We start from the raw sequence: 21,206 nt of genomic DNA, 5'->3' as shown, positions 1-21,206 counted from the left end.
GTGAAGATACTGCTCTCTATCCGCCCGCATCGCGCCATGCGCCGTCCCGTCGCTGTTGCTGCCCTGTCGCTTCTGACAATGACGGGGCTCTCGGCCTGTGGCAGCGATCCGACACTTTACTCCATCGCGCCCGTACCCGGCGTCGCCCAGCAGGGCGGCCCGGTTGTAGTCGAGGTGCGCACGCCTGTCGTGACCGCCAGCCTCGATCGCGACGAAATCGTGCGTCAGGACAAGGACTACAAACTGGGCATCGCGAAGGGGAATGCCTGGAGCGAAGGGATCGGTGACATGATCGGGCGTGTTCTGACGCAGGATCTGGCGCAGCGCCTGCCGGGAACGACCGTTTTTGCCCAGAACGACGCGGTTTCGACCAAGCCTCTCGCTTTCGTCGAGCTGACGGTTACGGCCTTCAATGCTGATCAGCAGGGGAATGCGTCCCTTGTCGGATCGCTTTCGGTTCATGGCGAAAAATCCGGCATTGGTCCGAATCTCACGATTCCGGTCCAGCTGCAGACCCATCTCGAAAACAAGCAGGCCAACACGCTGGTGGCTGGTCTCAGCACCCTGACAGGGCAACTGGCCGATCTGGCAGCACAGAAGATCCGCGCCCTGCCGGTATTGCCAGTGCTTACCGCCACGCCCTGAGAATCTGCTATGGCTTCTCCCCTGTTTTCAGGGAGGAGTCTTTCGGGCTCTGCCAAACAGGCACAAAAAAACCCGCTTCCTTTCGGAGGCGGGTTTTTCTGGCTCAGAGCCGAATAATCAGAGCTTCTCGACCTGTGTGTAGTCGAGTTCCACCGGTGTGGAGCGACCGAAGATCGAGACGCTGACCTTGAGGCGCGAACGCTCTTCGTCCACTTCCTCGATGACACCGTTGAACGAGGTGAACGGACCATCGGCCACGCGGATCTGCTCGCCGATCTCGAAGGTAAGAGCCGAACGCGGACGCTCGACACCTTCTTCAGCCTGCTTGAGCATACGCTCGGCTTCCGCCTCGGTGATGGGCGAGGGACGGTTGCGCGTGCCCAGAAAGCCGGTGACCTTGGGGGTATCCTTGACCAGATGCCAAGCATCGTCGGTCAGTTCCATTTTCACCAGGACATAGCCCGGGAAGAACTTGCGCTCGGCGTTGATCTTGCGACCACGGCGCACTTCGGTCACGTCCTCGGACGGTACTAGAACTTCCTCGAACTGATCGCTCAGACCTTTCTGAGCTGCCTGTTCCTTGATGTGGGTGGCAATCTTCTTCTCGAACCCGGAATAGACATGCACGACGTACCAACGCTTAGCCATGGTTGTTCGTCTTAGCCTCCAATGCCAAAGAGTTCGCGCACGCCAAGCCCGATGACCTGGTCGACGACGAAAAAGAAAACAGAGGTGAGGGCGGCCATGGCCAGCACGGCGCCCGTTGTGACCAGCGTATTGCGGCGAGTCGGCCAGGTGACCCTGGTTGCTTCCGCGCGGACGTCTTTCAGGTATTGCACCAGATTGAAACGGATTGCTGGTTTTGCAGAGGGTTTCGGGGCGCCACCCTTAGAGGGCGAAGACTGCTGCGACCCGTTTTTGGGGGTAGTGACCGACACCGTCATCCTCATGTTTATCTGAAAGCCGCGCGTGGCGGAATACCGCGCCCGACTCCGCTCGCTGACTTTATCAGCCAGCGGCTGCGGCGTGGTGGCAGGGGCGGAGGGTCTCGAACTCTCAACCTCCGGTTTTGGAGACCGGCGCTCTAGCCAATTGAGCTACACCCCTAACGTCGTCCGCCTGGTCAACCATCACAGATGAAACATCCGGTCCGGTTGGGTCATGACGAGACCACTTGCGGCGTAATGCGGCGCCGGAGCGCTTAAGTCAAGAGATCATTTGCAGTTTTTCGGCCAAAACTGTCACTTGCCTCGCGCCGGGATCGGCGTTAGGGAGGGGTATCAGCTGAAGCGCGGGCGTAGCATAGTGGTAATGCAGTAGCCTTCCAAGCTTCTGAGGAGGGTTCGATTCCCTTCGCCCGCTCCAGCCGATCCTCTCCCAGAAAAAATTACGTCAGAGCGCCTTTGTTCAGGCGCGTGTTGGCGTACTCACTCTGTCAGGCAGGGTTTGTGGCTGGGCGTTGCTGACGCAAACTGCGTGATCATGAGCGCGACAGGCGCATCGCCCACATTGCCCGAGAGATGGCCGATATGACCGTCCCTGTCGGCTTTGGCGCCAACGTCCTCACTCAGCAGGGCGTCGCCCGGGTTCAGTTCCACCCGTGTGCCATCCATGCTCTGGACAAACCACACGCCCTGAATCGGGATGATCCATTGCACGCTCTCCGGCGCATGCCAGCCGCCCTTCCAGTGGGCAGGCTGCACACTGGTCACCATACGGGCCTGCCCCTGCTGCGCGTGATTGACCCATTGCGGGTCCGCATGGGGTGCCAGTTGCCTGAGAGTGAAATTGCGCAGTTTGCATTTTGTCAGATGGCTCACGCCCTGCTCATCGGTCCAGTTATCCCAGTAGGGCACACCTGCAGGTTGTTCCGGTGGGGCTGCGGCCAGCGCGGGTGAGGAGAGAATCGCCAGAGAGCAGACAAGCGGGGCGAGACTGCGTCGGAAGGGAATGAGAGAGGCGCAGGAAATGAATGACATAAGTGTCCTTGTTTTGAGCAGGGAGAAGCGCCCGGTTGTGGCAAAAACCGCCGCGAGAGTGCAAATCCGGAACAAAGCGCTTGCGGAAGGTCTGGTGAAGCCGGGAAGGTTTCTGTCCGTGGCCTGCTTTGCACCAGAGTGTCAGTTGCACAGGGCGCTAGACGCGTGCTAGACGCCCCGCGAGGCCTGATCCGTTATTGCGGAATCGGGATGAACAGTCTCGTTACCTGAGTCATGATCAATCGGTTGCATGAGTGGTGCGTTGGGGCAAAGCCCTGCACGGCTCCCCCGTTGGTCGTCAGGATGTTTGTGTAATTGGGGTGGGAACGCCAGACGTGACAGTGGTCGAAACAGCCGAAGCACCGCAGGTCAGCTTGGACTCGCCAGGAGGCGTGGCCCATCGCTACGCCCTGGCGCTCTACGAGTATGCCGAAGAGAAGTCGGTACTCCCTGAGGTGCTCGATCAGGTGCGTGCGCTGCGCAAGCTGATTGTGGAAAGCGCGCCTCTGCGCGACTTCCTCACCGACCAGAGTCTTGATTCCCGTCAGGCTGGCCAGGGACTCGGCGCCGTGCTGAAGGCCCAGGGTTTCAGCGAAACGCTTCAGCGTTTCATTGGCGTCATCGCGCGCAACCGTCGCGCCGCACGCCTCGATGATATTCTCGGTGCGGTTATCGCTCTTGACGCCAAGCGTCGTGGTGAGACCGTGGCCGAAGTGCGCAGCGCACAGCCGCTCAGTGCGGCACAGCGCAGCGCCTTGCAGACTCGCCTGGCAGAAGCGGGCTATGCCCGTGTGTCCATGATCGAACGCGTCGAGCCCGAGCTGATCGGTGGCCTTGTCGTGCAGATCGGCGCCAAGCTATTTGATACCTCCATTCGCGGGCGTCTGACCCGCATCCAGAATGCCATGAAGGGAGCCGCGTGATGGATATCCGTCCCGCAGAGATTTCGGACATCCTCAAGCAGCAGATCGCGTCCTTCAATGACGATGCGCAGGTCTCCGAGACGGGCACGGTCCTGTCGATCGGTGACGGCATTGCGCGCGTCTATGGCCTGTCCAACGCCATGTCCGGCGAAATGGTCGATTTCCAGACCACGGGCGACCGTGGCATGGTGCTGAACCTTGAAGAAGACAGCGTCGGCGTTGTCGTGTTCGGCGATGGTGATGGCATCCGCGAAGGTGACACCGTCACCCGTACGGGCGCTGTGGTCGAAGTGCCGGTCGGCAAGGGGCTTCTGGGCCGCGTTGTTGACGCGCTCGGCAACCCGATCGACGGCAAGGGGCCGCTGACCGACGTCGTCATGAAGCGCGCAGAGGTCAAGGCGCCCGGCATCATGCCGCGCCAGTCCGTTTGCGAGCCGATGCAGACCGGTATCAAGGCCATTGACGCCCTGGTGCCGATCGGTCGTGGCCAGCGTGAGCTCGTGATCGGTGACCGTCAGACCGGCAAGACCGCCATTCTGATCGACACCATCGTTGCCCAGAAGCCCGTCAACGCCACGGGTGACGAGAAGCAGAAGCTCTACTGCATCTATGTTGCCATCGGCCAGAAGCGTTCGACCGTTGCCAACCTCGTTCGCACGCTGACGGAAGAAGGCTCGATGGAATACTCCATCGTTGTCGCCGCGACGGCTTCCGACCCGGCACCGATGCAGTATCTTGCTCCGTACTCGGCCTGCTCGATGGGTGAGTTCTTCCGCGATAACGGCATGCATGCCCTGATCTGCTATGACGATCTGTCGAAGCAGGCCGTGGCCTATCGCCAGATGTCGCTGCTGCTCCGTCGTCCGCCGGGCCGTGAGGCTTTCCCGGGTGACGTGTTCTATCTGCATTCGCGTCTGCTTGAGCGCGCTGCCAAGATGTCCGACGAGTTCGGCGGTGGTTCGCTGACGGCTCTGCCGGTCATCGAAACGCAGGCAGGTGACGTTGCCGCCTACATCCCGACCAACGTGATCTCGATCACCGACGGTCAGATCTTCCTTGAGACCGATCTGTTCTACAAGGGCATCCGCCCTGCCGTGAACGTCGGTGGTTCGGTGTCGCGCGTCGGTTCCGCAGCCCAGATCAAGGCGATGAAGCAGGTTGCCGGCAAGATCAAGCTGGACCTGGCCCAGTATCGTGAAATGGCTGCGTTCGCTCAGTTCGCTTCCGATCTCGACCCCGCAACCCGCAAGCAGCTGGAACGCGGCGCCCGTCTGACCGAGCTGCTCAAGCAGCCGCAGACCTCGCCGCTCCCGGTTGAAGAGCAGGTTGTGGTGCTGTTTGCCGGCACACGTGGCTTTGTCGACGTGGTGAAGGTCGATCAGGTCGTGCGCTACGAAGCCGCTCTGCTTGCCGAGATGCGTGGCCCAGGCAAGGACATTCTCGACGCCATCCGCAATGATCGCCAGATCAAGCCGGAAGTCGAAGCCAAGCTGACCGAGCTGCTCACGGCGTTCAACAAGCGCTTCGAAGCCTAAGGACGGATCATGCCCTCGCTGAAGGAACTGCGCGCCCGGATCGCGGGCGTGAAATCACAGCGCAAGATCACGAGCGCCATGAAAATGGTTGCAGCGTCAAAGCTGCGCCGTTTTCAGAAGCATGCCGAGGCCTCGCGTCCCTATGCTGCTGCCATGCGTCGCATGCTGGCCGAGCTGGCTGTTGCAACAGCCGGTCAGGGCGAGTTGCCGATCCTGCTCGAAGGCGGCAAGGGCTCGACCCATCTCGTCGTTCTTCTGACCAGCGATTTCGGTCTTGCCGGTGGCTTCAACGCCAATCTGGTGCGCGCAACGCGTCAGATCGTGGCGCGTCTCGAGGCACAGGGCGAAACGGTGCGCATCCTGCCCGTCGGCCGCAAGGGCGGCGATGCCATGGCGCGCATCTTCCCCACCAAGCTTGTTGACCGTATCACGGGCACGGGCGGCCGCGAGGTGCAGTTTCAGGCTGCTGCCGAGCTTGGCGAGCGTGTGACGGAATTGCTGACCTCGGGTCAGGTCGATCGCGTGACGGTTGTGTTCAACCGCTTCGTGAACGCCATGACGCAGACACCGACAGAAGAGGCCCTGGTGCCCCTGACGGTGCCCGAGAATGACAACCAGACAGAATATAGCGCTCAATACGAATTTGAGCCCAATGAAGCCGAGCTGCTCGCTCAGCTTCTGCCGCGTAACATCCAGGTGCAGTTCTACGCAGCGCTTCTCGAAAGTGCAGCTGGCGAGCAGGGCGCGCGCATGACCGCCATGGATAACGCGACACGGAACGCAGGCAAGGCGATCGACGAATTGTCGCAGCGCTACAACCGCACCCGACAGAGCAACATCACCAAAGAACTTATCGAGATCATCTCCGGCGCTGAAGCCGTCTGAGACTTTTACGCAGGAGCCGAAATACGATGTCCGAAACTCTGTCGTCTGCCAGCAGCAACGTCGTGGGTCGCGTGACGCAGGTCCGCGGTCCCGTGGTCGATGTCCAGTTCGAAGGCACGCTGCCGCATATCCTCAATGCGCTGCACGTCCAGATTGGCGACCAGACCCTTGTGCTCGAAGTGGCACAGGAAATCGGTGAGCGCGAAGTGCGCTGCATCGCCATGGACAGCACCGATGGTCTGGTCCGTGGCAGTGCCGTCAAGGATACTGGCGCGCAGATCACCGTTCCGGTTGGTCCGGCCACGCTTGGCCGCATCCTGAACGTCATTGGCGAGCCCGTCGATGAGCGCGGCCCGGTTGTATCCGACAAGCATTATCCGATTCACCGCAAGGCGCCGTCCTTCGAAGACCAGGCTGCTGCGTCCGAAATTCTCGTGACCGGCATCAAGGTTGTCGATCTGCTCTGCCCTTACCTCAAGGGTGGCAAGATCGGTCTGTTCGGTGGCGCCGGCGTCGGCAAGACCGTTATCATTCAGGAACTGATCAATAACATCGCCAAGGCCCATGGCGGCGTGTCCGTTTTTGCCGGTGTCGGCGAGCGTACGCGTGAAGGCAACGACCTGTATTTCGAAATGCAGGATGCCGGCGTGATCAAGATCGGTGAAGACGGCTCGACGGCTGGCTCCAAGGTGGCGCTGGTCTATGGCCAGATGAACGAGCCGCCGGGTGCCCGCGCCCGCGTCGCCCTGTCTGCCCTGTCTCTCGCAGAATATTTCCGCGATGAGGAAGGCCAGGACGTGCTGTTCTTCGTGGACAACATCTTCCGCTTCACCCAGGCCGGTTCGGAAGTTTCGGCTCTGCTGGGTCGTATTCCTTCGGCCGTTGGCTATCAGCCGACGCTGGCCACCGAGATGGGCGCCCTGCAGGAGCGCATCACCTCGACCAAGAAGGGCTCGATCACCTCGGTTCAGGCCGTTTACGTGCCTGCCGACGATCTGACCGATCCGGCTCCTGCCGCGACCTTCGCCCATCTTGACGCCACGACCGTGCTGAACCGCTCGATCGCTGAAATGGGTATCTACCCGGCTGTCGATCCGCTCGACTCCACCTCGCGTTCTCTCGACCCGAAGATCGTCGGTGAAGAGCACTATCAGGTGGCCCGTGACGTGCAGCGTATCCTTCAGACCTATAAGGGCCTGCAGGACATCATCGCGATCCTGGGCATGGACGAGCTTTCGGAAGAGGACAAGCAGGTCGTGGCACGCGCACGTCGCATCCAGCGCTTCCTGTCGCAGCCGTTCCATGTGGCTGAAGTCTTCACGGGTTCGCCGGGCAAGCTCGTTGCGCTTGACGACACCGTGCGCAGCTTCAAGGCGATTGTGGCCGGTGAATACGACCACCTGCCGGAAGGCGCTTTCTACATGGTCGGCCCGATCGACGAAGCGATCGCCAAGGCCGAGAAGATGAAGGAGTCGGCGTAAGCCCATGCCGGTTCAGGTCGAAATCATCAGCCCGGAGAAGCTGCTCTTCCAGAAGGAAGTAGACATGGCTGTCATCCCGGGCGAGGAAGGCGATATCGCGGCCATGCCGGATCACGCGCCGATCATGCTGCTGCTGCGCGGTGGCGTCGTCAGACTCTATGAGAATGGCGTCGTTACCGAGCGTTTCTTCGTCTCCGGTGGTTTCGCCGATATCACGGCCGATCGCTGCACCATCCTTGCGGATGAGGCGCTTCCGATCGAGGATATCGTTCTGAGCGAAGCAGAGAGCCGCCTCGAAATGCTGGAAACCCAGCTGACGAATGTGGCCGCTGACGACATCGCCGATCAGGATCGTCTGTCTCGCAAGATTCAGGCGACCAGAGCGGCCATCGAGGCTGCCGAAGCGACCCACCCGCTTCACTGAGTTCTTGCAAAAGGCCGGTTCCCTCTCAGGGCACCGGCCTTTTTCATACCGGAAAGCGATTTTTTACGATCGCTTCCATTCCGCCCCCGTCCTGGGGGCGATGGTTGCGTGAGCTAGCCGCGACCGCGATAGCCGGGCACGTCCTGAGCCGGAATCCAGACACCCTTCGGTGCTTCACCCGTCTGCCAGAAAACGTCGATGGGAATACCACCGCGCGGATACCAGTAGGCGCCGATACGCAGCCATTTCGGATTCAGGATCTCGACCAGTTTCACGGCGATACTGACCGAGCAGTCTTCGTGGAAAGCGCCATGATTGCGGAAGCTGGTCAGATAGAGCTTCAGTGACTTGCTTTCGACGATCCATTCGTCTGGAATATAATCGATCACGATATGTGCAAAATCGGGCTGGCCCGTGACGGGGCAGAGCGAGGTGAACTCCGGTGCCGTGAAGCGCACGACGTAATCGCGGCCTTTATGCGGGCTCGGTACGCGTTCAAGCGTTGCGGTTTCCGGGCTATCCGGCTGGGTTGTCTGACGGCCGAGCTGGCTAAGCGCCGCCAGATCGTTCTCTGATGTGGTCATGATGGTCTGCCCTGATGTATGGAAGGGAAATGCAAGTGTCTCAAGCCGGTTTCCCAGCCCCAGTCATCGTGTCTTCTACAGAAGATTTGGCGCAACTTTGCGCCCGACTCAAGCAGGAGCCGTTCGTTACGATCGATACGGAGTTCGTGCGCGAACATACATACTGGCCTGAGCTTTGTGTGGTGCAGCTGGGTGGTGTGTCCGATGTGGCCGTTATCGATACGCTGGCGCCCGGGCTGGACCTCGCACCTCTTGCCGATCTGCTGGCGACAGAAAGCTGCGTGAAGGTCTTCCACGCAGCCCGTCAGGATCTCGAGATCTTCCTGCATCTCTTCGATGCGCTGCCCCGCTCCATTTTTGACACGCAGGTGGCCGCCATGGTCGGTGGCTATGGCGATCAGGTCGGCTATGACACGCTGGTCAATGCCATTACCGGCGCAAGCATCGACAAGACGCATCGTTTCAGCGACTGGGCAGCCCGCCCCCTGTCGAAGGCGCAGATCGCCTATGCAGCGGCAGACGTCACCCATTTGCGCAATGTCTATCTGACCCTGCATGACGAGCTTGAGAAGCAGAACCGCCTGCGTTGGGCCGACGCCGAGCTTGCTGTGCTGAATGATCCGGCAACCTTCCGTCCCGATCCGCGCCGCCAGTGGGAGCGCCTCAAGGCGCGTACCAATAACCGGCGCATGCTGGCCGTGCTGCGTGAGGTTGCCGCCTGGCGCGAGACCGAGGCGCAGGCGCTGAATATTCCGCGTCAGCGTCTGATCCGCGACGAGAGCCTGCTGGAAATCGCTGCTGTTCGTCCTCAGGATTCCGAGGCGCTGTCGCGTGTGCGTGGTGTCTCGCGTGGTTTTGCTGAAGGCAAGGCCGCACCGGGGCTGCTCGCTGCCATACAGACCGGCATTGATCTGCCGGAAAAAGACCTGCCCCGCCCGCCGCGCAAGTCGGATGGGGCCAAGCCATCTGCTGCGCTCGTGGCGCTGCTCAAGGTGGTGCTGGCCGCAAGCTGTGAGGCCAATCGCGTGGCGCCCAAGCTGGTCGCGACGAGTGATGATCTGGACAGCCTCGCTCTGGGCGAGACCGACAGCCCCGTCCTGCAGGGATGGCGTCGCGCCGTTTTTGGCGAAGACGCGCTTGCTTTGCTCAAGGGAGAGATCCATCTCGTGGTCGAGGGGCGCAGTGTTCGGCTCGTCAGGTCCCCCAGCGCGGCGTGAATGGGCATAAGTGGCGATGCCTTCTGCATCATGACAGCGGCTCGCCCCTCATTCTTTGGTAATTCGTGCGGGTTCAGATTGACTTGAGCAAGAGCTCCGTGTTTATCCGCCAGTCTCATCATAGAAAAATCCGCTTTACGGATTGAGCAAGTCGTAGCGACACCCTAGTTTTACGTCACAGGACTGAATGAGGAGCACGGGCGATGGAATGGACTGACGAAATAATCTCCCGTCTTCAGACGCTCTGGCAGGAAGGACTATCCACTGCCGAGATTGGCAGGCAATTGTCGATCACGAAAAATGCCGTTGTCGGCAAGGCCCATCGCCTGGGTCTGCCACCGCGCCCATCGCCGATCCGTGCGACGGCCAAGCCACGCAAGGACGCTGCAACTGAAGCTGCGGCCGCGCCTGTCGCCGACGAGACGGTAACGGTAGCTCCGGCTGCGCCGCAGACCGCGCCCGTCAGCGAGGTGAAACCGTCAGTCGCAGCTGCACCCGCAGCGCCTGTCGCTGCCGAGCCGGTCGCGCCGCCTGTTTCCAGACCGGAACCGGTTGAAAAACCCGCCGCAAGCGCCAGTTCTGCAGTGCCTGATAACGCTGCGCCTGCTGCCAGCAAGCCCAGCCCGACCCGCAAACCCGCCGAGGCCAAAACCATGTCGCCAGACCTGATGCTTCGCCCGCTTCTGCGCCCGTTGACGACAGAAACCTCACCGCGCCGCGGTCCGGCCTGCTGCTGGCCGAACGGTGATCCCGGCACGCCCGGCTTCCATTTCTGCGGTGCCAAGCCCGTTCCCGGCAAGCCTTACTGCGCCGAGCATTGCGCAATTGCCTATGTGAAGCTGCGCGATCGTCGCGAGAGCGTCGGCTGATCCTTCCAGCTTCAGGCTTCGTCCTATAAAAAAAGCCCGGTCATCAAGGACCGGGCTTTTTTGCATCTGGTCCCTTGCGGGCTCAGACGGAAGGGGTCGTTTCTTCCGACTTCTCGACAGCCGGAGCCGACGTTTCGAGCGAAGCGGGGCGCGGCGGCATGTCACCCGTGATCATTTCGAGATGACCCGTGATCTGGCCACCATCTTCGACCTGCAGGCGGCGGCAACGCGTCTTGCCGATCAGCTTGCCGGTAGCGCGCACGGTCAGATTGCCGCGCACGGTCAGCGTGCCGTCGATCGTGCCGGCCAGATCGGCATCTTCCACTTCGATCTCGCCGCGGAAAACACCGCCCGGTGCAACGGAAAGCTCGGCAGCCTGAAGCAGGGAGGCTTCAACCGTCCCTTCGACCACGAGACGCTCTGCGTCCTGAATCGAGCCCTGAACCGAGATGCCGCGTCCCACGACGAGCGTACGGCGATCAGAGGTTTCACGACGGCCACCGGGGGCCGCCGCAGCTGCTGCTGCGGGGCGTGCCGGAGCTGCCGGTGCCGCAGGCGTGGCGGGAGAGGGAGGGGTGGGGAACGGCGAACGACCCATCGCGGCAGAATCCTTGATTTGAGAGGCTGGTGAAGCGTCGGCTGCTGGGGCCGGACGCTCAGGAAAGAGCGAAGCGCTGCCCGAGCCGGGAGCAGTCGCTTTTTGACCAATACTGGCCGAAGCACCTGAAGATTGAGGAGCTGTATCTTCTGGTTTGCGTCGTTTGAACAAGAGAACCCCGCTGCGCGTTCAAAGAGGTGGCGGTTCGGGTGCCGCTGGCGGCTTGGGACAGGCGAGATGCCAGCAAAACAGCACCTCACGCCCTTACCCGGCTTACACGTTAAGATGCGCAAGCGACAAGCCGATAAACGGCAGGTTTTCGCGGTTTTTGACCCTGACCGAGTCTTGTGTCATGGCCTTTGGCGAAGAATGCCGAACCTGTCGTTCACGCAGCGTTACGATCGCGATTGATCATGTTGATTTCATGGCGTGAATAAGGGTTCTTCCGCTTTAATTCATCTCTTCTGGAGACTTCATGACTGCGCCTGCTCTTGATCTGCTCTGCATCGGCAATGCCATTGTCGATATTCTGGCCCCGGTTTCCCAGGAGACGCTGACCGCGCTCGGTTCGCCCCTGGGCAGCATGACCCTGATCGATGCCGCCCAGGCTGCAGAAATCGAAGCGAAGATCACGCCTGAGCAGGTTATGGGTGGTGGCTCCGCTGCCAATACCGCCGTTGTTGCCGCCAGTCTTGGCGTCCGCGTGGGCTATCTTGGCAAGGTTGCCGCCGACGAAGCCGGCCTTGGCTATGCCAGAGACCTGACCGCGCAAAACCTGCTTTATCCTTCTGTTCCGGTCGAGGGTGCAGACCGCCCGACGGCGCGCTGCATCATTCTGGTCACCCCTGACGGGCAGCGCACCATGCATACCTATCTCGGCATCTGCACCGAGTTCGGGCCTGAAGATGTCGATCAGCAAGCTGTCTCCAGCGCTGCCGTGACCTATATGGAAGGCTATCTCTTCGACAAGGATCGCGCCCAGGCCGCCTTCATCCTTGCCGCCGAGACTGCTCACAAGGCAGGGCGCCGCGTCGCGCTCACCCTGTCGGATACGTTCTGCGTTGCCCGTCACCACGATGCTTTTCGCGCTCTCGTGGCTGGCCATATCGATATTCTTTTCGCCAATGAAGCCGAGATCTGCGCCCTCTACGGCACCAATGATTTCGATTCCGCCTCGGCCCAGGCAGGCGCCGATGCCTCCCTCGTCGTGCTTACCCGCGCCGAGAAGGGCGCTGTTATTCTCTCCGAAGGTCAAAGGCTCGTCGTGCCGACCGAACCGGTCAAGGTGGTCGATACCACGGGGGCTGGCGATGCCTTTGCTGCCGGTTTCCTTGCCGGTCTTGCTAAGGGGCACAGCCTTGAGGCCTGCGCCAGGCTCGGCAACCAGTCGGCCGGGGCTATCATCACCCGCATGGGCGCCCGCCCTGCAGAGGATTTCGCGCTCAAGGCGTGAGGTCTTCATGGGGCTCTGCCCCATCCCCCGCCAAAGGGCAGTCGCCCTTTGGAAACCCTTTTGAAATCAAGCGGGGATGAAAGGAGCTTGCTCCTTTCCGGGGCGCGGGGCAGCGCCCCGTATACCTTGCCCGCTGGAAGTCCAGCCCCTCGAGCAGGCACGATTTTACCATGTGATGCCTGAAAAACCCGTCTTTTCGGAACCTTTCATTGCACTCTGACGGGAAATTGTGCAGAACACGGCCATTCTGTCAGTCCCGGCTTTGTGTCGTTCCCAGGGAGCGATCCGGCAGGGCGTGACCCTGCAAGCCCGATCAGGACCGCTTCATGGAAATCCGTAACATCGCCATTATCGCGCACGTCGATCATGGCAAGACCACCCTTGTTGACCAGCTTCTCAAGCAATCCGGCTCGTTCCGCGAAAACCAGCATGTTGCTGAGCGCGCGATGGACAGCAACGACCTCGAGCGCGAGCGTGGCATCACCATTCTTGCGAAGTGCACCTCGGTCGTCTGGAACGAGACGCGTATCAACATCATCGATACGCCAGGCCACGCCGATTTCGGTGGTGAGGTCGAGCGTATCCTGAGCATGGTGGACGGCGCGATCATCCTGGTCGACTCGGCTGAAGGCGCTCTGCCGCAGACCAAGTTCGTGCTCGGCAAGGCGCTGGCCCGTGGCCTGCGTCCGATCGTGGTCGTGAACAAGATCGACCGTGGCGATGCCCGTCCCGATGAAGTTCATGAGGAAATCTTCGACCTGTTCGCAGCTTTGGGCGCCGACGAGCATCAGCTCGACTTCCCGATGCTGTACGCTTCGGGCCGTCAGGGCTGGGCCGATCTGGAAATGAACGGCCCCCGCAAGGATCTGTCCCCGCTGTTCGACCTGGTGCTGCGCCACGTGCCGACGCCGGGCCTCGACAAGGAAGCCCCTTTCGGCATGGTTTCGACCATTCTCGAGAGTGACAACTTCCTGGGCCGCATCCTGACGGGTCGTATCGAGCAGGGCCGCGCCCGCGTGAACATGCCGGTGCGCGTGCTGCGCCCCGATGGTACGATCGTGGAAACGGGTCGTCTGACCAAACTGCTGTCGTTCCGCGGTCTGGACCGTGTGCCGGTGGATGAAGCCGAAGCCGGTGATATCGTGGCTGTGGCCGGTCTGTCCGACGCAACCATTCCCGACACGATTGCAGACCCGGCTCTCGATGCGCCGCTGCCCTCCACCCCGGTCGATCCGCCGACCCTGACCATGACCTTCCGCATCAATGACGGCCCTCTGGGCGGTCGTGAAGGCAAGAAGGTGACGTCGCGCCAGATCCGTGACCGTCTGTTCAAGGAAACCGAAGGCAACGTTGCCATCAAGGTGACCGAGAGCGCCGAAAGCGAAGCCTTTGAGGTTGCCGGCCGTGGTGAACTTCAGCTTGGCGTGCTTATCGAGACCATGCGTCGCGAAGGCTTCGAGCTGACCATCGGTCGTCCGCGCGTTCTCTTCCGTAACAACGAAGAGACTGGCGAGCGTGAAGAGCCGTACGAAGAGGTTCTGGTCGACGTCGACGAGCCCTATTCGGGCGTGGTTGTCGAAAAGATGTCGATGCGTAAGGGCGTGATGCAGGACATGCGTCCGTCGGGTGGTGACAAGGTTCGTCTGACCTTCCTCATCCCGTCGCGCGGCCTGATCGGCTATCACGGCGAGTTCCTGACCGACACGCGCGGCACAGGCATCATGAACCGTCTCTTCGCGGGCTATAAGCCCTATGCAGGCACGATCGAAGGCCGTCGCAACGGCTCGCTGATCTCGGCAGAAGACGGTGCGACCACGCAGTATGCCCTGTTCTCGCTGCAGGATCGCGGTACGCTTTTCGTCGATGCTGGCGAGAAGATCTACACGGGCATGATTCTCGGCGAGCATTCGCGTGAGAACGATCTCGATGTGAACGCCGTGCGTGAAAAGAAGCTGACGAACATCCGCGCCGCCGGCAAGGACGACGCGCTGCTTCTGACCCCGCCGCGCAAGATGAGCCTTGAGCAGGCCATTGCCTATATCGAAGACGACGAGCTGGTCGAAGTGACGCCGACTGCGGTGCGTATCCGCAAGCGCTACCTCGATCCGAACGAGCGCAAGCGTATGTCCAAGGTCAAGTCTGACGTCTGATAAGGACATGTATCCTGACCGGTTGGCACCAATCGGTCAGGCGGCATTCTGACAGGACGACAAGGCCGGTTCACAAACGAATCAGCCTTCAAAAAGGGTCACCGGCAGCGGTGGCCTTTTTTATGATCGTGTCGCGATTAAGGCGAATATGCGCCTTTACCGTGCGATTACATTCATTTTATCTAATTTCTTTCGAGACGATTTGAGAAAATACTGTTAGCGTCCACGAGGTCATGAGTTCAGACGGCCCTTTTCTTCGGACTGACTGACGCCTGTGATTATGTGAATTCGTTTTCTGGAGCTTGTTTCATGCTCGTTTTCAATCGTCGCCTTCTCACCGGTGTTGCCGCTCTTGCCATGACGCTGAGCGTTCCTGCTTTCGCTCAGGACGCCGCTCCGGCTGGGCAGGCTCCTGCCGCTGCTGCGCCGGCCGCTCCTGCAGCTCCGGAAGCCACCGCTCCGGCTCCGACGTCTGAAGCTGCTCCGGCGGCATCGACCGACGACAAGGCTGCCAAGCACAAGCATAAGGGCAAGCACAAGCACAAGCACCACAAGAAGGGTGCAGAAGCTGCCGCCGAGAAGGACGCTTCCGGCAACTGATCAGTCCTGAGACTGGTTACGGAAAAGGGGCCGTTTTCGGCCCCTTTTTTTATGCCCGATGCGCCATGTCCCGAGAGGTATGAGGCGATGGCCCACAAGGCCTGCTTCAGCTTGTCGGTCAGGCTGCTGGAAATGCACCAAAGCTGACGGCCTCCTGTAACGAAAGACCGAGCAGAGCTGTTTGTATTGTGCAGTCATGCCGCCTGAAGATCGGATCGCGATCTTCAGGTTGGGGTGAAGGGGGCAAGCCCCCTTCCGGGTTCAGGGCAGAGCCCTGAAGCACCTCAGGAAGTATAGCGATCCAGCGAGAGATCGAGCGCCGGGATATCCGTGCGTTTGCCGCTGATGCGGTCGGCCAGGATACGGCCCGAGCCACAGGCCATGGTCCAGCCCAGCGTGCCATGACCCGTGTTGAGCCAGAGATTGCTGTAACGGCCGGACGGGCCGATCACAGGCGTACCATCGGGTGTGCAGGGGCGCAGGCCGGTCCAGTAGCGGGCGCGGCTGAGATCGGCGCCGCCATACATCTCGTTGAAAGAGAGTTCGAGCGTTTCGCGACGATCCTGGCTCAGCTTGAGACGCCAGCCAGTCAGTTCTGCCGTGCCGCCGATACGGATACGGTCGCCAAGGCGGGTCATGGCCACCTTGTAGGTCTCGTCATTGACCGTCGAGGTCGGCACGCGGCTCTCATCGGTGATCGGCGCCGTGAGCGAGTAGCCCTTGACCGGATAGACCGGCAGGTCGAGCTCGATCGGCTTGAGCAGACGCGGCGAATAGCTGCCAAGCGCCAGCACATAGGCGTCGGCAGTCAGGCGGCCAGCGCTGGTGCGGATGCCATAAATGGCATCGCTAGCTGCCTCGATGGCCTGGATTTCGGTGCGGAAGCGGAAGCTCACGCCTTTTTCCGCGGCCATGGCGGCCAGGCGCTGGGTGAAGAGATAGGCATCGCCCGACTCGTCGCCCGGCAGACGCAGACCGCCCTTGAGCAGATGACGGGCGCCACCCAGACCAGGCTCGTATTTCAGCACCTCGTCCATGCCCAGAAGCTCATGCGTTACGCCGCTTTCGGCCAGCAGACGCATGTCTTCGTGAGCATGCTCAACCTGCTTGTCGGTGCGGAAGAGCTGGATCAGCCCCTTCTGGCCATCATCATAGGTGATGCCGGTCGAGCGGCGCAGTTCGGCCTGACAGTCGCGGCTGTATTCCGCAATACGCAGCATACGGCTCTTGTTGATGTCATAGGCATGATGCGTGCAGTTGGTCAGAAGCTGCGTCATGAAGCGCAGCATGGGCGCGTTGACAGCCGCTGCGCGCACCACGAGCGGCGCATGTTTCTGGAACATCCAGCGCGCTGCCTTGAGCGGCAGGCCCGGCATTGCCCAGGGGGTGGAATAACCCGGCGAGACCTGACCCGCATTGGCAAAGGAAGTTTCGAGGCCGACACCGGGCTGGCGATCGATGACCTCAACCTCATGGCCCTGTTCGGCGAGATACCAGGCAGTAGTGACGCCGATCACACCGGCGCCCATGACGATGATCTTCATTGTGAACTCTCAATGTATTCACGATGGAAGCGCTTCCCGAGACTGGTCAGCAGCTCATATCCGATCGTATCCAGCGCTGAGGCCAGTTCGTCCAGCGGACGGTGGGGGCCGATCAGCTCGAAACCCGTGCCGGGGGGCAGATCCATATCTCCCAGCGCGGTGACGTCCAGCGCCATGCAATCCATCGAGATCCGCCCTACGACAGGGAGCGAAATCTCGGGTCTTGCAGGCAGGACCGCGCTGGTGAGGCCACCGGCGCGGCGATGAAAGCCGTCGGCATAGCCGACGGAAAGCGTGGCAATACGTGTCTTCTGTGTGGCCACAAAGCGGGCACTATACCCGACTGCAGTCTCTGGGGCGATCCACCGATCCTGCACCAGCCCACCCAGCATGGTAACGACCGGGTGCATCGGGTTGGGAAGGGCAGGGGTCGGGTTGCCGCCGTACAGCGCGTAGCCAGGGCGAACCAGAGAGAAGTGAAATTCTTCGCCCAGAAAGATACCGCTCGATGCCGCCAGACTGGCAGGCAGGGCAGGGAGCTTGCGCCGCAGCGTTTCGAATGCCCGGCGCTGCCCCTCATTGCGTGACGAGGTAGCATCATCCGCGCAGGCGAGATGACTCATGACGAAGGCGATATCGAGCGCATCGGGCAGATCCTCTGCGCAGAGCGTGTCGAGATCCCCTTCCGAAAGACCGAAACGCGACATGCCGCTATCAAGCTGAAGCAGACAGGCTGCCTTGCGCCCTGTTTCCCGGCAGAGCGCCGCCCAGCGCCGCGTCTGGTCGAGGCTGTTCAGGACAGGTGTCAGGCCCGAGGCAAGAAGAAGCGCTTCGCTGCCCCGGGGCGGACCGTTCAGAACGCAGATGGCCGCATCTGCGGACAGGAGCGGACGCAGACCCAGCCCCTCGTCAACCGTTGCAACAAAGAAGCGACGGCAGCCCGCACGGTACAGGGCCGGGGCGACACGCGCCACGCCCAGCCCATAGGCATCGGCCTTGACGGCAGCGCCCACGGCAATTTCTCTGCCCACCTTCTGTTGCAGCAGAGCGTAGTTCTGCTTGAGGGCATCAAGGTCGATTCGCAACCACCCTCCGGCGCGCTGTTTTGCGCCTGCTTCCACCTCGCTCTGCTGTACTGTCATCAGGGTCTGCGTCTTTCGATCATTTCGGAATCATTCTAAACCGCGCCCTGCCGTCGCTCAAGAGCCTGCGGGCACACCCTTGCTGGTGGAATATTCGAAATGCAGCGCCTGGTCAGGATGAACGATGGGGTGGATGGCATGAGCGGCCATCGCGCCCTCGCTGAAGCCCTGTAAAATCAGTTTGAGCTTGCCGGGATAGGTCGCCACATCGCCAATGGCAAAGACGCCGGGCAGGCTGGTTTCCATGGTCGAAGGCGTTACCGGCAGGGTGCTGCGGATTGTGTCGATATTCCAGGTGGCAATCGGGCCAAGATCGGTCGAAAGCCCGTAGAAAGGCAGCAGCGTATCCGCCTCGATACGGCGCACCTGCCCGTCGAGATCGATCACGTCGACGGCTGACAGGGCGCCATTGTCACCCTGAAGCGCATGAAGCTGATAGGGCACCACCTTCTCGATGCGGCCTTCTGCAACCCGAGCCTCGATCTGAGCCAGTGTTTCCGGCGCCCCGCGGAAGCGATCGCGGCGATGCAGCAGATAGATCTTTTCAGCGATATCCGAGAGCGACAGCGCCCAGTCGAGGGCAGAGTCGCCACCACCAGCCACGACAATGCGCTTGCCGGCAAAATCGGCGCGCTTGCGGACGTAATACTGAACGGCTCCGCTGGCCTCGTAGGCGTCAAGCCCCTCCAGCGGCGGGCGATTCGGCCCGAAAGCACCGGCACCGGCTGCAATGATGACAGCGCGTGCCGTCACGACCTGGCTCTTGTCCGTCTCGAGCGTGAATGCACCACGGGCGCCAGAGAGCTTCTCGACACGCTGGCCAAGCAGACGCGGCACAGCGAACGGGGCGATCTGGGCATCAAGCGCCGCAATCAGTGCGCCGCCTTCGATCGAGGGATGGCCCGGAATGTCATAGATCGGCTTCTCAGGATAAAGCGCCGCACATTGGCCACCGATCTCTCCCAGAGCGTCGATCAGAACGCAGGAGAGTTTGAGCATCCCGCATTCGAAAGCCGCAAAAAGGGCGGTCGGCCCTGCACCGATAATGGCGACATCGATGTCGAGAGGAGTCTGGCCCATAAGCGCGTTCAATCCTGTCTGTTATGTCCTGTGTTCCTCATAGCAGCTAACAGAAACCGCGAGGCTCGCCCAGAGCCGGAGGATGGCTTGCGTTAGCGCCTGTCGGACAGAAGCACATTGCGCGACACTCATGGCTTTGATACGAAAGCCGCCAGCATCAAGAGCCGACAGGTCCTGTCGGCGCCAACCTGCTCCCGGGCAAGGTGGTATCTCCGGTTTCCGCCGGAGAGATGTGGCCGCTCCGGCAATCTCGGGACACGCCACACCCCCCTTTCGCACGGAGCCCCTGTACGTCCAGAAAGGACCGATCATCGTGGCCCAGCAATTTGCCAGTGACAATTATGCCGGTATCTGCCCCGAAGTCTGGGATGTGATGCAGCAGGCCAATGCGGGTTCAGTGCCGGCTTATGGCGATGATGAATGGACAAACCGCGCCTCTGACAGTTTCCGCGCGCTGTTCGGCACCCAATGCGAAGTGTTCTTTGCCTTCAACGGCACGGCAGCCAATTCGCTGGCGCTGGCATCGCTCTGCCAGTCCTATAACAGTGTCATCTGTTCATCTTTCGCCCATGTCGAAACTGATGAGTGTGGTGCTCCTGAATTTTTCTCCAATGGCTCCAAGCTGCTGGTGGCCCGTACGGACCACGCCAAGCTGTTTCCGGAAGACATTCGCGCTCTGGCGACGTGTCGAAGCGATATCCACTATCCCAAGCCCAAGGTCGTGACGATCACCCAGCCGACCGAGACGGGTGAGGTCTATTCCCTGGCGGAGATACGCGCCATTGCCGATACCTGTCGCGAACTGGGGCTGCGTCTGCATATGGATGGCGCCCGCTTTGCCAATGCCTGCGCCGCTCTGGGCTGCACGCCCGCTGAAATGACCTGGCAGGCAGGGGTGGATGTGCTGTGTTTTGGCGGTACCAAAAACGGAATGGCCGTTGGCGAGGCGATCCTGTTTTTCGACCCGGCCCTGGCCGAAGGCTTCGATTATCGCTGCAAGCAGGCCGGGCAGCTGGCATCGAAAATGCGCTTCATCTCCGCACCCTGGGTTGGTCTGCTGGAGAGTGGCGCCTGGCTGCGTAACGGCCAGTACGGCAATGACAGCGCCAGAGCGCTGGCGGAGCGGATCACGGCAGTTCCCGGTCTTACCCTGATGTTTCCGGCACAGGCCAATGCCGTGTTTCTCAAGGCACCGGAAATCGTGCTCGAAGGGCTGCGCGAGCGGGGATGGCGTTTCTACACATTTATCGGTGGGGGGGCGCGCTTCATGTTTGCCTGGGATGCCGCCCCCGAACGCGTGGCACAACTCGCCGCCGATATCGAGGCGCTCGCCGCGTGAGTCCTGCCACTCTTGCCAGTATTCATGCGCTCTCGGCATCGACATTGTCCGATCTCGATATGGCGGGCACGGCTGTGTTTGCGATTTCGGGCGCGCTTGTTGCTGCAAGGGCAAGGCAGAACATGGTCACCTTTGCCTTCTTCGCGGCCATGACCGGCGTTGGAGGCGGCACGCTGCGCGATCTGCTGATCGGCGCGCCGGTATTCTGGATGCATGCCACGGCGCCGATTGCCGTCTGTCTGGGCATCGCCCTGCTGGTCTGGTTTACGCCTCATCGTGTCTGGCATGAGCGCGCCATCGACTGGTTCGACGGGCTGGGGCTTGCCTCTTATGCTGTCTATGGCGCCGCCAAGGCCACAGCCTACGGCATTCCGTGGCTGCCAGCGGCCATCATGGGGGTGGTCACGGCCTGTATGGGCGGCATTATCCGTGACGTGCTGGCAGGTCTGCCCTCCATCGTGATCCGGCCCGAGCTCTATGTCACCGCCGCAGCCCTCGCCGCAGGGTTATATGTTGGTCTGGATGCTGTCGGTCTTCCTCCAATCGCTGCAGGCGCGATTGCCGTAGTGCTGGGCTTCTGCCTGCGCGGCTATGCCATCCTCGGCAAGGTCGACCTGCCCGCCTATCGCCGGTAAGGGCTTTCCCTTCGGCCCTTTTTTGAGGTCCTTCCGGTCAGATCTGCCAGAAGCGTCAGACATATCGGGCTCGCTCGCTTGTCAGACCCCTACCCATCCAGATAGCCGGGCTTTACACTGTCA

The 21,206-nt window shown here is 61.2% G+C and carries 21 protein-coding genes, 2 tRNA genes and 1 riboswitch; of the genes, 14 read left to right on the top strand and 9 right to left on the bottom strand.

Features of this window, described 5'->3' with window-relative positions:
- Positions 1–645, top strand: coding sequence for a PqiC family protein (locus AA105894_RS10120; RefSeq protein WP_267311600.1), 645 nt, complete (start codon positions 1–3; stop codon positions 643–645).
- 117 nt (positions 646–762) lie between these two features.
- On the opposite strand, the gene nusG is transcribed toward AA105894_RS10120, so the two are convergent.
- From nusG to AA105894_RS10105, 3 genes are all read right to left on the bottom strand, one after another.
- Positions 763–1,293, bottom strand: coding sequence for a transcription termination/antitermination protein NusG (gene nusG / locus AA105894_RS10115; RefSeq protein WP_023979810.1), 531 nt, complete (start codon positions 1,291–1,293; stop codon positions 763–765).
- 11 nt (positions 1,294–1,304) lie between these two features.
- Positions 1,305–1,589, bottom strand: coding sequence for a preprotein translocase subunit SecE (gene secE, locus AA105894_RS10110; RefSeq protein WP_229719543.1), 285 nt, complete (start codon positions 1,587–1,589; stop codon positions 1,305–1,307).
- A gap of 86 nt (positions 1,590–1,675) precedes the next feature.
- A tRNA-Trp gene (locus tag AA105894_RS10105) sits at positions 1,676–1,752 on the bottom strand.
- Between the two features lie 184 nt (positions 1,753–1,936).
- Between AA105894_RS10105 and AA105894_RS10100 the strand changes: the two genes are divergently transcribed.
- Positions 1,937–2,010: transfer RNA gene (locus tag AA105894_RS10100), tRNA-Gly, on the top strand.
- 62 nt (positions 2,011–2,072) lie between these two features.
- Here AA105894_RS10100 and AA105894_RS10095 read toward each other — a convergent pair.
- Positions 2,073–2,624: a cupin domain-containing protein gene (locus tag AA105894_RS10095; RefSeq protein WP_267311599.1), complete on the bottom strand. Its 552-nt coding sequence runs from the start codon at positions 2,622–2,624 to the stop codon at positions 2,073–2,075.
- A gap of 335 nt (positions 2,625–2,959) precedes the next feature.
- On the opposite strand from AA105894_RS10095, the gene atpH reads away from it, so the two are divergent.
- Genes atpH through atpC form a run of 5 tightly spaced genes read left to right on the top strand, consistent with a single transcriptional unit; the run spans position 2,960 to position 7,872 of the window.
- Positions 2,960–3,547 carry an ATP synthase F1 subunit delta gene (gene atpH, locus AA105894_RS10090; protein ID WP_229719545.1) on the top strand — a complete coding sequence of 196 codons (588 nt, stop codon included), beginning with the start codon at positions 2,960–2,962 and terminating at the stop codon, positions 3,545–3,547.
- Entirely contained in the window at positions 3,547–5,082 is a 1,536-nt protein-coding gene (atpA, locus tag AA105894_RS10085) for a F0F1 ATP synthase subunit alpha (RefSeq protein ID WP_188425509.1), read from the top strand. Before atpH ends, atpA begins: the two co-directional genes overlap by 1 nt.
- A 9-nt stretch (positions 5,083–5,091) precedes the next feature.
- Positions 5,092–5,967 (top strand): F0F1 ATP synthase subunit gamma, encoded by an 876-nt coding sequence (locus AA105894_RS10080; protein ID WP_188425510.1) that lies wholly within the window; start codon positions 5,092–5,094, stop codon positions 5,965–5,967.
- A gap of 26 nt (positions 5,968–5,993) precedes the next feature.
- The gene (atpD, locus tag AA105894_RS10075; RefSeq protein ID WP_188425511.1) at positions 5,994–7,448 is read left to right on the top strand and encodes a F0F1 ATP synthase subunit beta; all 1,455 of its coding nucleotides are present in this window, start codon (positions 5,994–5,996) and stop codon (positions 7,446–7,448) included.
- 4 nt (positions 7,449–7,452) lie between these two features.
- Positions 7,453–7,872: an ATP synthase F1 subunit epsilon gene (gene atpC / locus AA105894_RS10070; protein WP_267311598.1), complete on the top strand. Its 420-nt coding sequence runs from the start codon at positions 7,453–7,455 to the stop codon at positions 7,870–7,872.
- A gap of 113 nt (positions 7,873–7,985) precedes the next feature.
- On the opposite strand, the gene queF is transcribed toward atpC, so the two are convergent.
- A complete protein-coding gene (gene queF, locus AA105894_RS10065) occupies positions 7,986–8,456 on the bottom strand; it encodes a preQ(1) synthase (protein ID WP_188425513.1) in 471 nt (156 codons plus the stop codon).
- A 29-nt stretch (positions 8,457–8,485) separates the two neighbouring features.
- On the opposite strand from queF, the gene rnd reads away from it, so the two are divergent.
- Both rnd and AA105894_RS10055 read left to right on the top strand, forming a co-directional pair.
- Entirely contained in the window at positions 8,486–9,673 is a 1,188-nt protein-coding gene (gene rnd / locus AA105894_RS10060; RefSeq protein WP_267311597.1) for a ribonuclease D, read from the top strand.
- Between the two features lie 203 nt (positions 9,674–9,876).
- Entirely contained in the window at positions 9,877–10,542 is a 666-nt protein-coding gene (locus AA105894_RS10055) for a GcrA family cell cycle regulator (protein WP_267311596.1), read from the top strand.
- Between the two features lie 82 nt (positions 10,543–10,624).
- Here the strand turns inward: AA105894_RS10055 and AA105894_RS10050 are convergent, their stop codons facing one another.
- Entirely contained in the window at positions 10,625–11,140 is a 516-nt protein-coding gene (locus tag AA105894_RS10050; RefSeq protein WP_267311595.1) for a bactofilin family protein, read from the bottom strand.
- A 475-nt stretch (positions 11,141–11,615) separates the two neighbouring features.
- Between AA105894_RS10050 and AA105894_RS10045 the strand changes: the two genes are divergently transcribed.
- The 3 genes from AA105894_RS10045 to AA105894_RS10035 all read left to right on the top strand — a co-directional run bounded on the left by AA105894_RS10045 (position 11,616) and on the right by AA105894_RS10035 (position 15,343).
- Positions 11,616–12,593 carry an adenosine kinase gene (locus AA105894_RS10045; RefSeq protein WP_267311594.1) on the top strand — a complete coding sequence of 326 codons (978 nt, stop codon included), beginning with the start codon at positions 11,616–11,618 and terminating at the stop codon, positions 12,591–12,593.
- Positions 12,594–12,919: 326 nt separating this feature from the next.
- Complete coding sequence (gene typA / locus AA105894_RS10040) at positions 12,920–14,743, top strand: translational GTPase TypA (RefSeq protein ID WP_188425518.1); 1,824 nt, start codon at positions 12,920–12,922, stop codon at positions 14,741–14,743.
- Positions 14,744–15,052: 309 nt separating this feature from the next.
- A complete protein-coding gene (locus AA105894_RS10035; protein WP_267311593.1) occupies positions 15,053–15,343 on the top strand; it encodes a hypothetical protein in 291 nt (96 codons plus the stop codon).
- Between the two features lie 284 nt (positions 15,344–15,627).
- Here AA105894_RS10035 and AA105894_RS10030 read toward each other — a convergent pair whose 3' ends face one another.
- From AA105894_RS10030 to AA105894_RS10020, 3 genes are read right to left on the bottom strand one after another with little or no spacing between them, the layout of a single operon-like run.
- Entirely contained in the window at positions 15,628–16,887 is a 1,260-nt protein-coding gene (locus tag AA105894_RS10030; protein ID WP_188425520.1) for a D-amino acid dehydrogenase, read from the bottom strand.
- On the bottom strand, positions 16,884–18,029 hold the full coding sequence (gene alr, locus AA105894_RS10025; RefSeq protein ID WP_267311592.1) for an alanine racemase: 1,146 nt from the start codon (positions 18,027–18,029) through the stop codon (positions 16,884–16,886). The genes AA105894_RS10030 and alr overlap by 4 nt, the downstream gene beginning before the upstream one ends.
- A 57-nt stretch (positions 18,030–18,086) precedes the next feature.
- Positions 18,087–19,109: an NAD(P)/FAD-dependent oxidoreductase gene (locus AA105894_RS10020; RefSeq protein ID WP_267311591.1), complete on the bottom strand. Its 1,023-nt coding sequence runs from the start codon at positions 19,107–19,109 to the stop codon at positions 18,087–18,089.
- A 149-nt stretch (positions 19,110–19,258) separates the two neighbouring features.
- Positions 19,259–19,371, top strand: a riboswitch (SAM-I-IV-variant riboswitch).
- Positions 19,372–19,422: 51 nt separating this feature from the next.
- Between AA105894_RS10020 and AA105894_RS10015 the strand changes: the two genes are divergently transcribed.
- Together AA105894_RS10015 and AA105894_RS10010 are read left to right on the top strand one after the other, a co-directional pair.
- Positions 19,423–20,448 (top strand): threonine aldolase family protein, encoded by a 1,026-nt coding sequence (locus AA105894_RS10015; protein WP_373316760.1) that lies wholly within the window; start codon positions 19,423–19,425, stop codon positions 20,446–20,448.
- Entirely contained in the window at positions 20,445–21,083 is a 639-nt protein-coding gene (locus AA105894_RS10010) for a trimeric intracellular cation channel family protein (protein WP_229719555.1), read from the top strand. Before AA105894_RS10015 ends, AA105894_RS10010 begins: the two co-directional genes overlap by 4 nt.
- The last annotated feature ends 123 nt before the right edge of the window (positions 21,084–21,206 follow it).

This window comes from Asaia spathodeae NBRC 105894, assembly GCF_025994195.1.
Taxonomy (GTDB): domain Bacteria; phylum Pseudomonadota; class Alphaproteobacteria; order Acetobacterales; family Acetobacteraceae; genus Asaia; species Asaia siamensis.
Note: the sequence above shows the minus strand (reverse complement) of the source record. Positions and strands in the feature narration are given on the sequence as shown.

Excerpts from the sequence above, each read along its gene's own strand:
- nusG (WP_023979810.1), bottom strand. The coding sequence starts at position 1,293 with ATGGCTAAGCGTTGGTACGTCGTGCATGTCTATTCCGGGTTCGAGAAG.
- secE (WP_229719543.1), bottom strand. The coding sequence starts at position 1,589 with ATGACGGTGTCGGTCACTACCCCCAAAAACGGGTCGCAGCAGTCTTCG.
- AA105894_RS10095 (WP_267311599.1), bottom strand. The coding sequence starts at position 2,624 with ATGTCATTCATTTCCTGCGCCTCTCTCATTCCCTTCCGACGCAGTCTC.
- atpA (WP_188425509.1), top strand. The coding sequence starts at position 3,547 with ATGGATATCCGTCCCGCAGAGATTTCGGACATCCTCAAGCAGCAGATC.
- AA105894_RS10080 (WP_188425510.1), top strand. The coding sequence starts at position 5,092 with ATGCCCTCGCTGAAGGAACTGCGCGCCCGGATCGCGGGCGTGAAATCA.
- atpD (WP_188425511.1), top strand. The coding sequence starts at position 5,994 with ATGTCCGAAACTCTGTCGTCTGCCAGCAGCAACGTCGTGGGTCGCGTG.
- atpC (WP_267311598.1), top strand. The coding sequence starts at position 7,453 with ATGCCGGTTCAGGTCGAAATCATCAGCCCGGAGAAGCTGCTCTTCCAG.
- queF (WP_188425513.1), bottom strand. The coding sequence starts at position 8,456 with ATGACCACATCAGAGAACGATCTGGCGGCGCTTAGCCAGCTCGGCCGT.
- rnd (WP_267311597.1), top strand. The coding sequence starts at position 8,486 with ATGCAAGTGTCTCAAGCCGGTTTCCCAGCCCCAGTCATCGTGTCTTCT.
- AA105894_RS10055 (WP_267311596.1), top strand. The coding sequence starts at position 9,877 with ATGGAATGGACTGACGAAATAATCTCCCGTCTTCAGACGCTCTGGCAG.
- AA105894_RS10050 (WP_267311595.1), bottom strand. The coding sequence starts at position 11,140 with ATGGGTCGTTCGCCGTTCCCCACCCCTCCCTCTCCCGCCACGCCTGCG.
- AA105894_RS10045 (WP_267311594.1), top strand. The coding sequence starts at position 11,616 with ATGACTGCGCCTGCTCTTGATCTGCTCTGCATCGGCAATGCCATTGTC.
- typA (WP_188425518.1), top strand. The coding sequence starts at position 12,920 with ATGGAAATCCGTAACATCGCCATTATCGCGCACGTCGATCATGGCAAG.
- AA105894_RS10035 (WP_267311593.1), top strand. The coding sequence starts at position 15,053 with ATGCTCGTTTTCAATCGTCGCCTTCTCACCGGTGTTGCCGCTCTTGCC.
- AA105894_RS10030 (WP_188425520.1), bottom strand. The coding sequence starts at position 16,887 with ATGAAGATCATCGTCATGGGCGCCGGTGTGATCGGCGTCACTACTGCC.
- alr (WP_267311592.1), bottom strand. The coding sequence starts at position 18,029 with ATGACAGTACAGCAGAGCGAGGTGGAAGCAGGCGCAAAACAGCGCGCC.
- AA105894_RS10020 (WP_267311591.1), bottom strand. The coding sequence starts at position 19,109 with ATGGGCCAGACTCCTCTCGACATCGATGTCGCCATTATCGGTGCAGGG.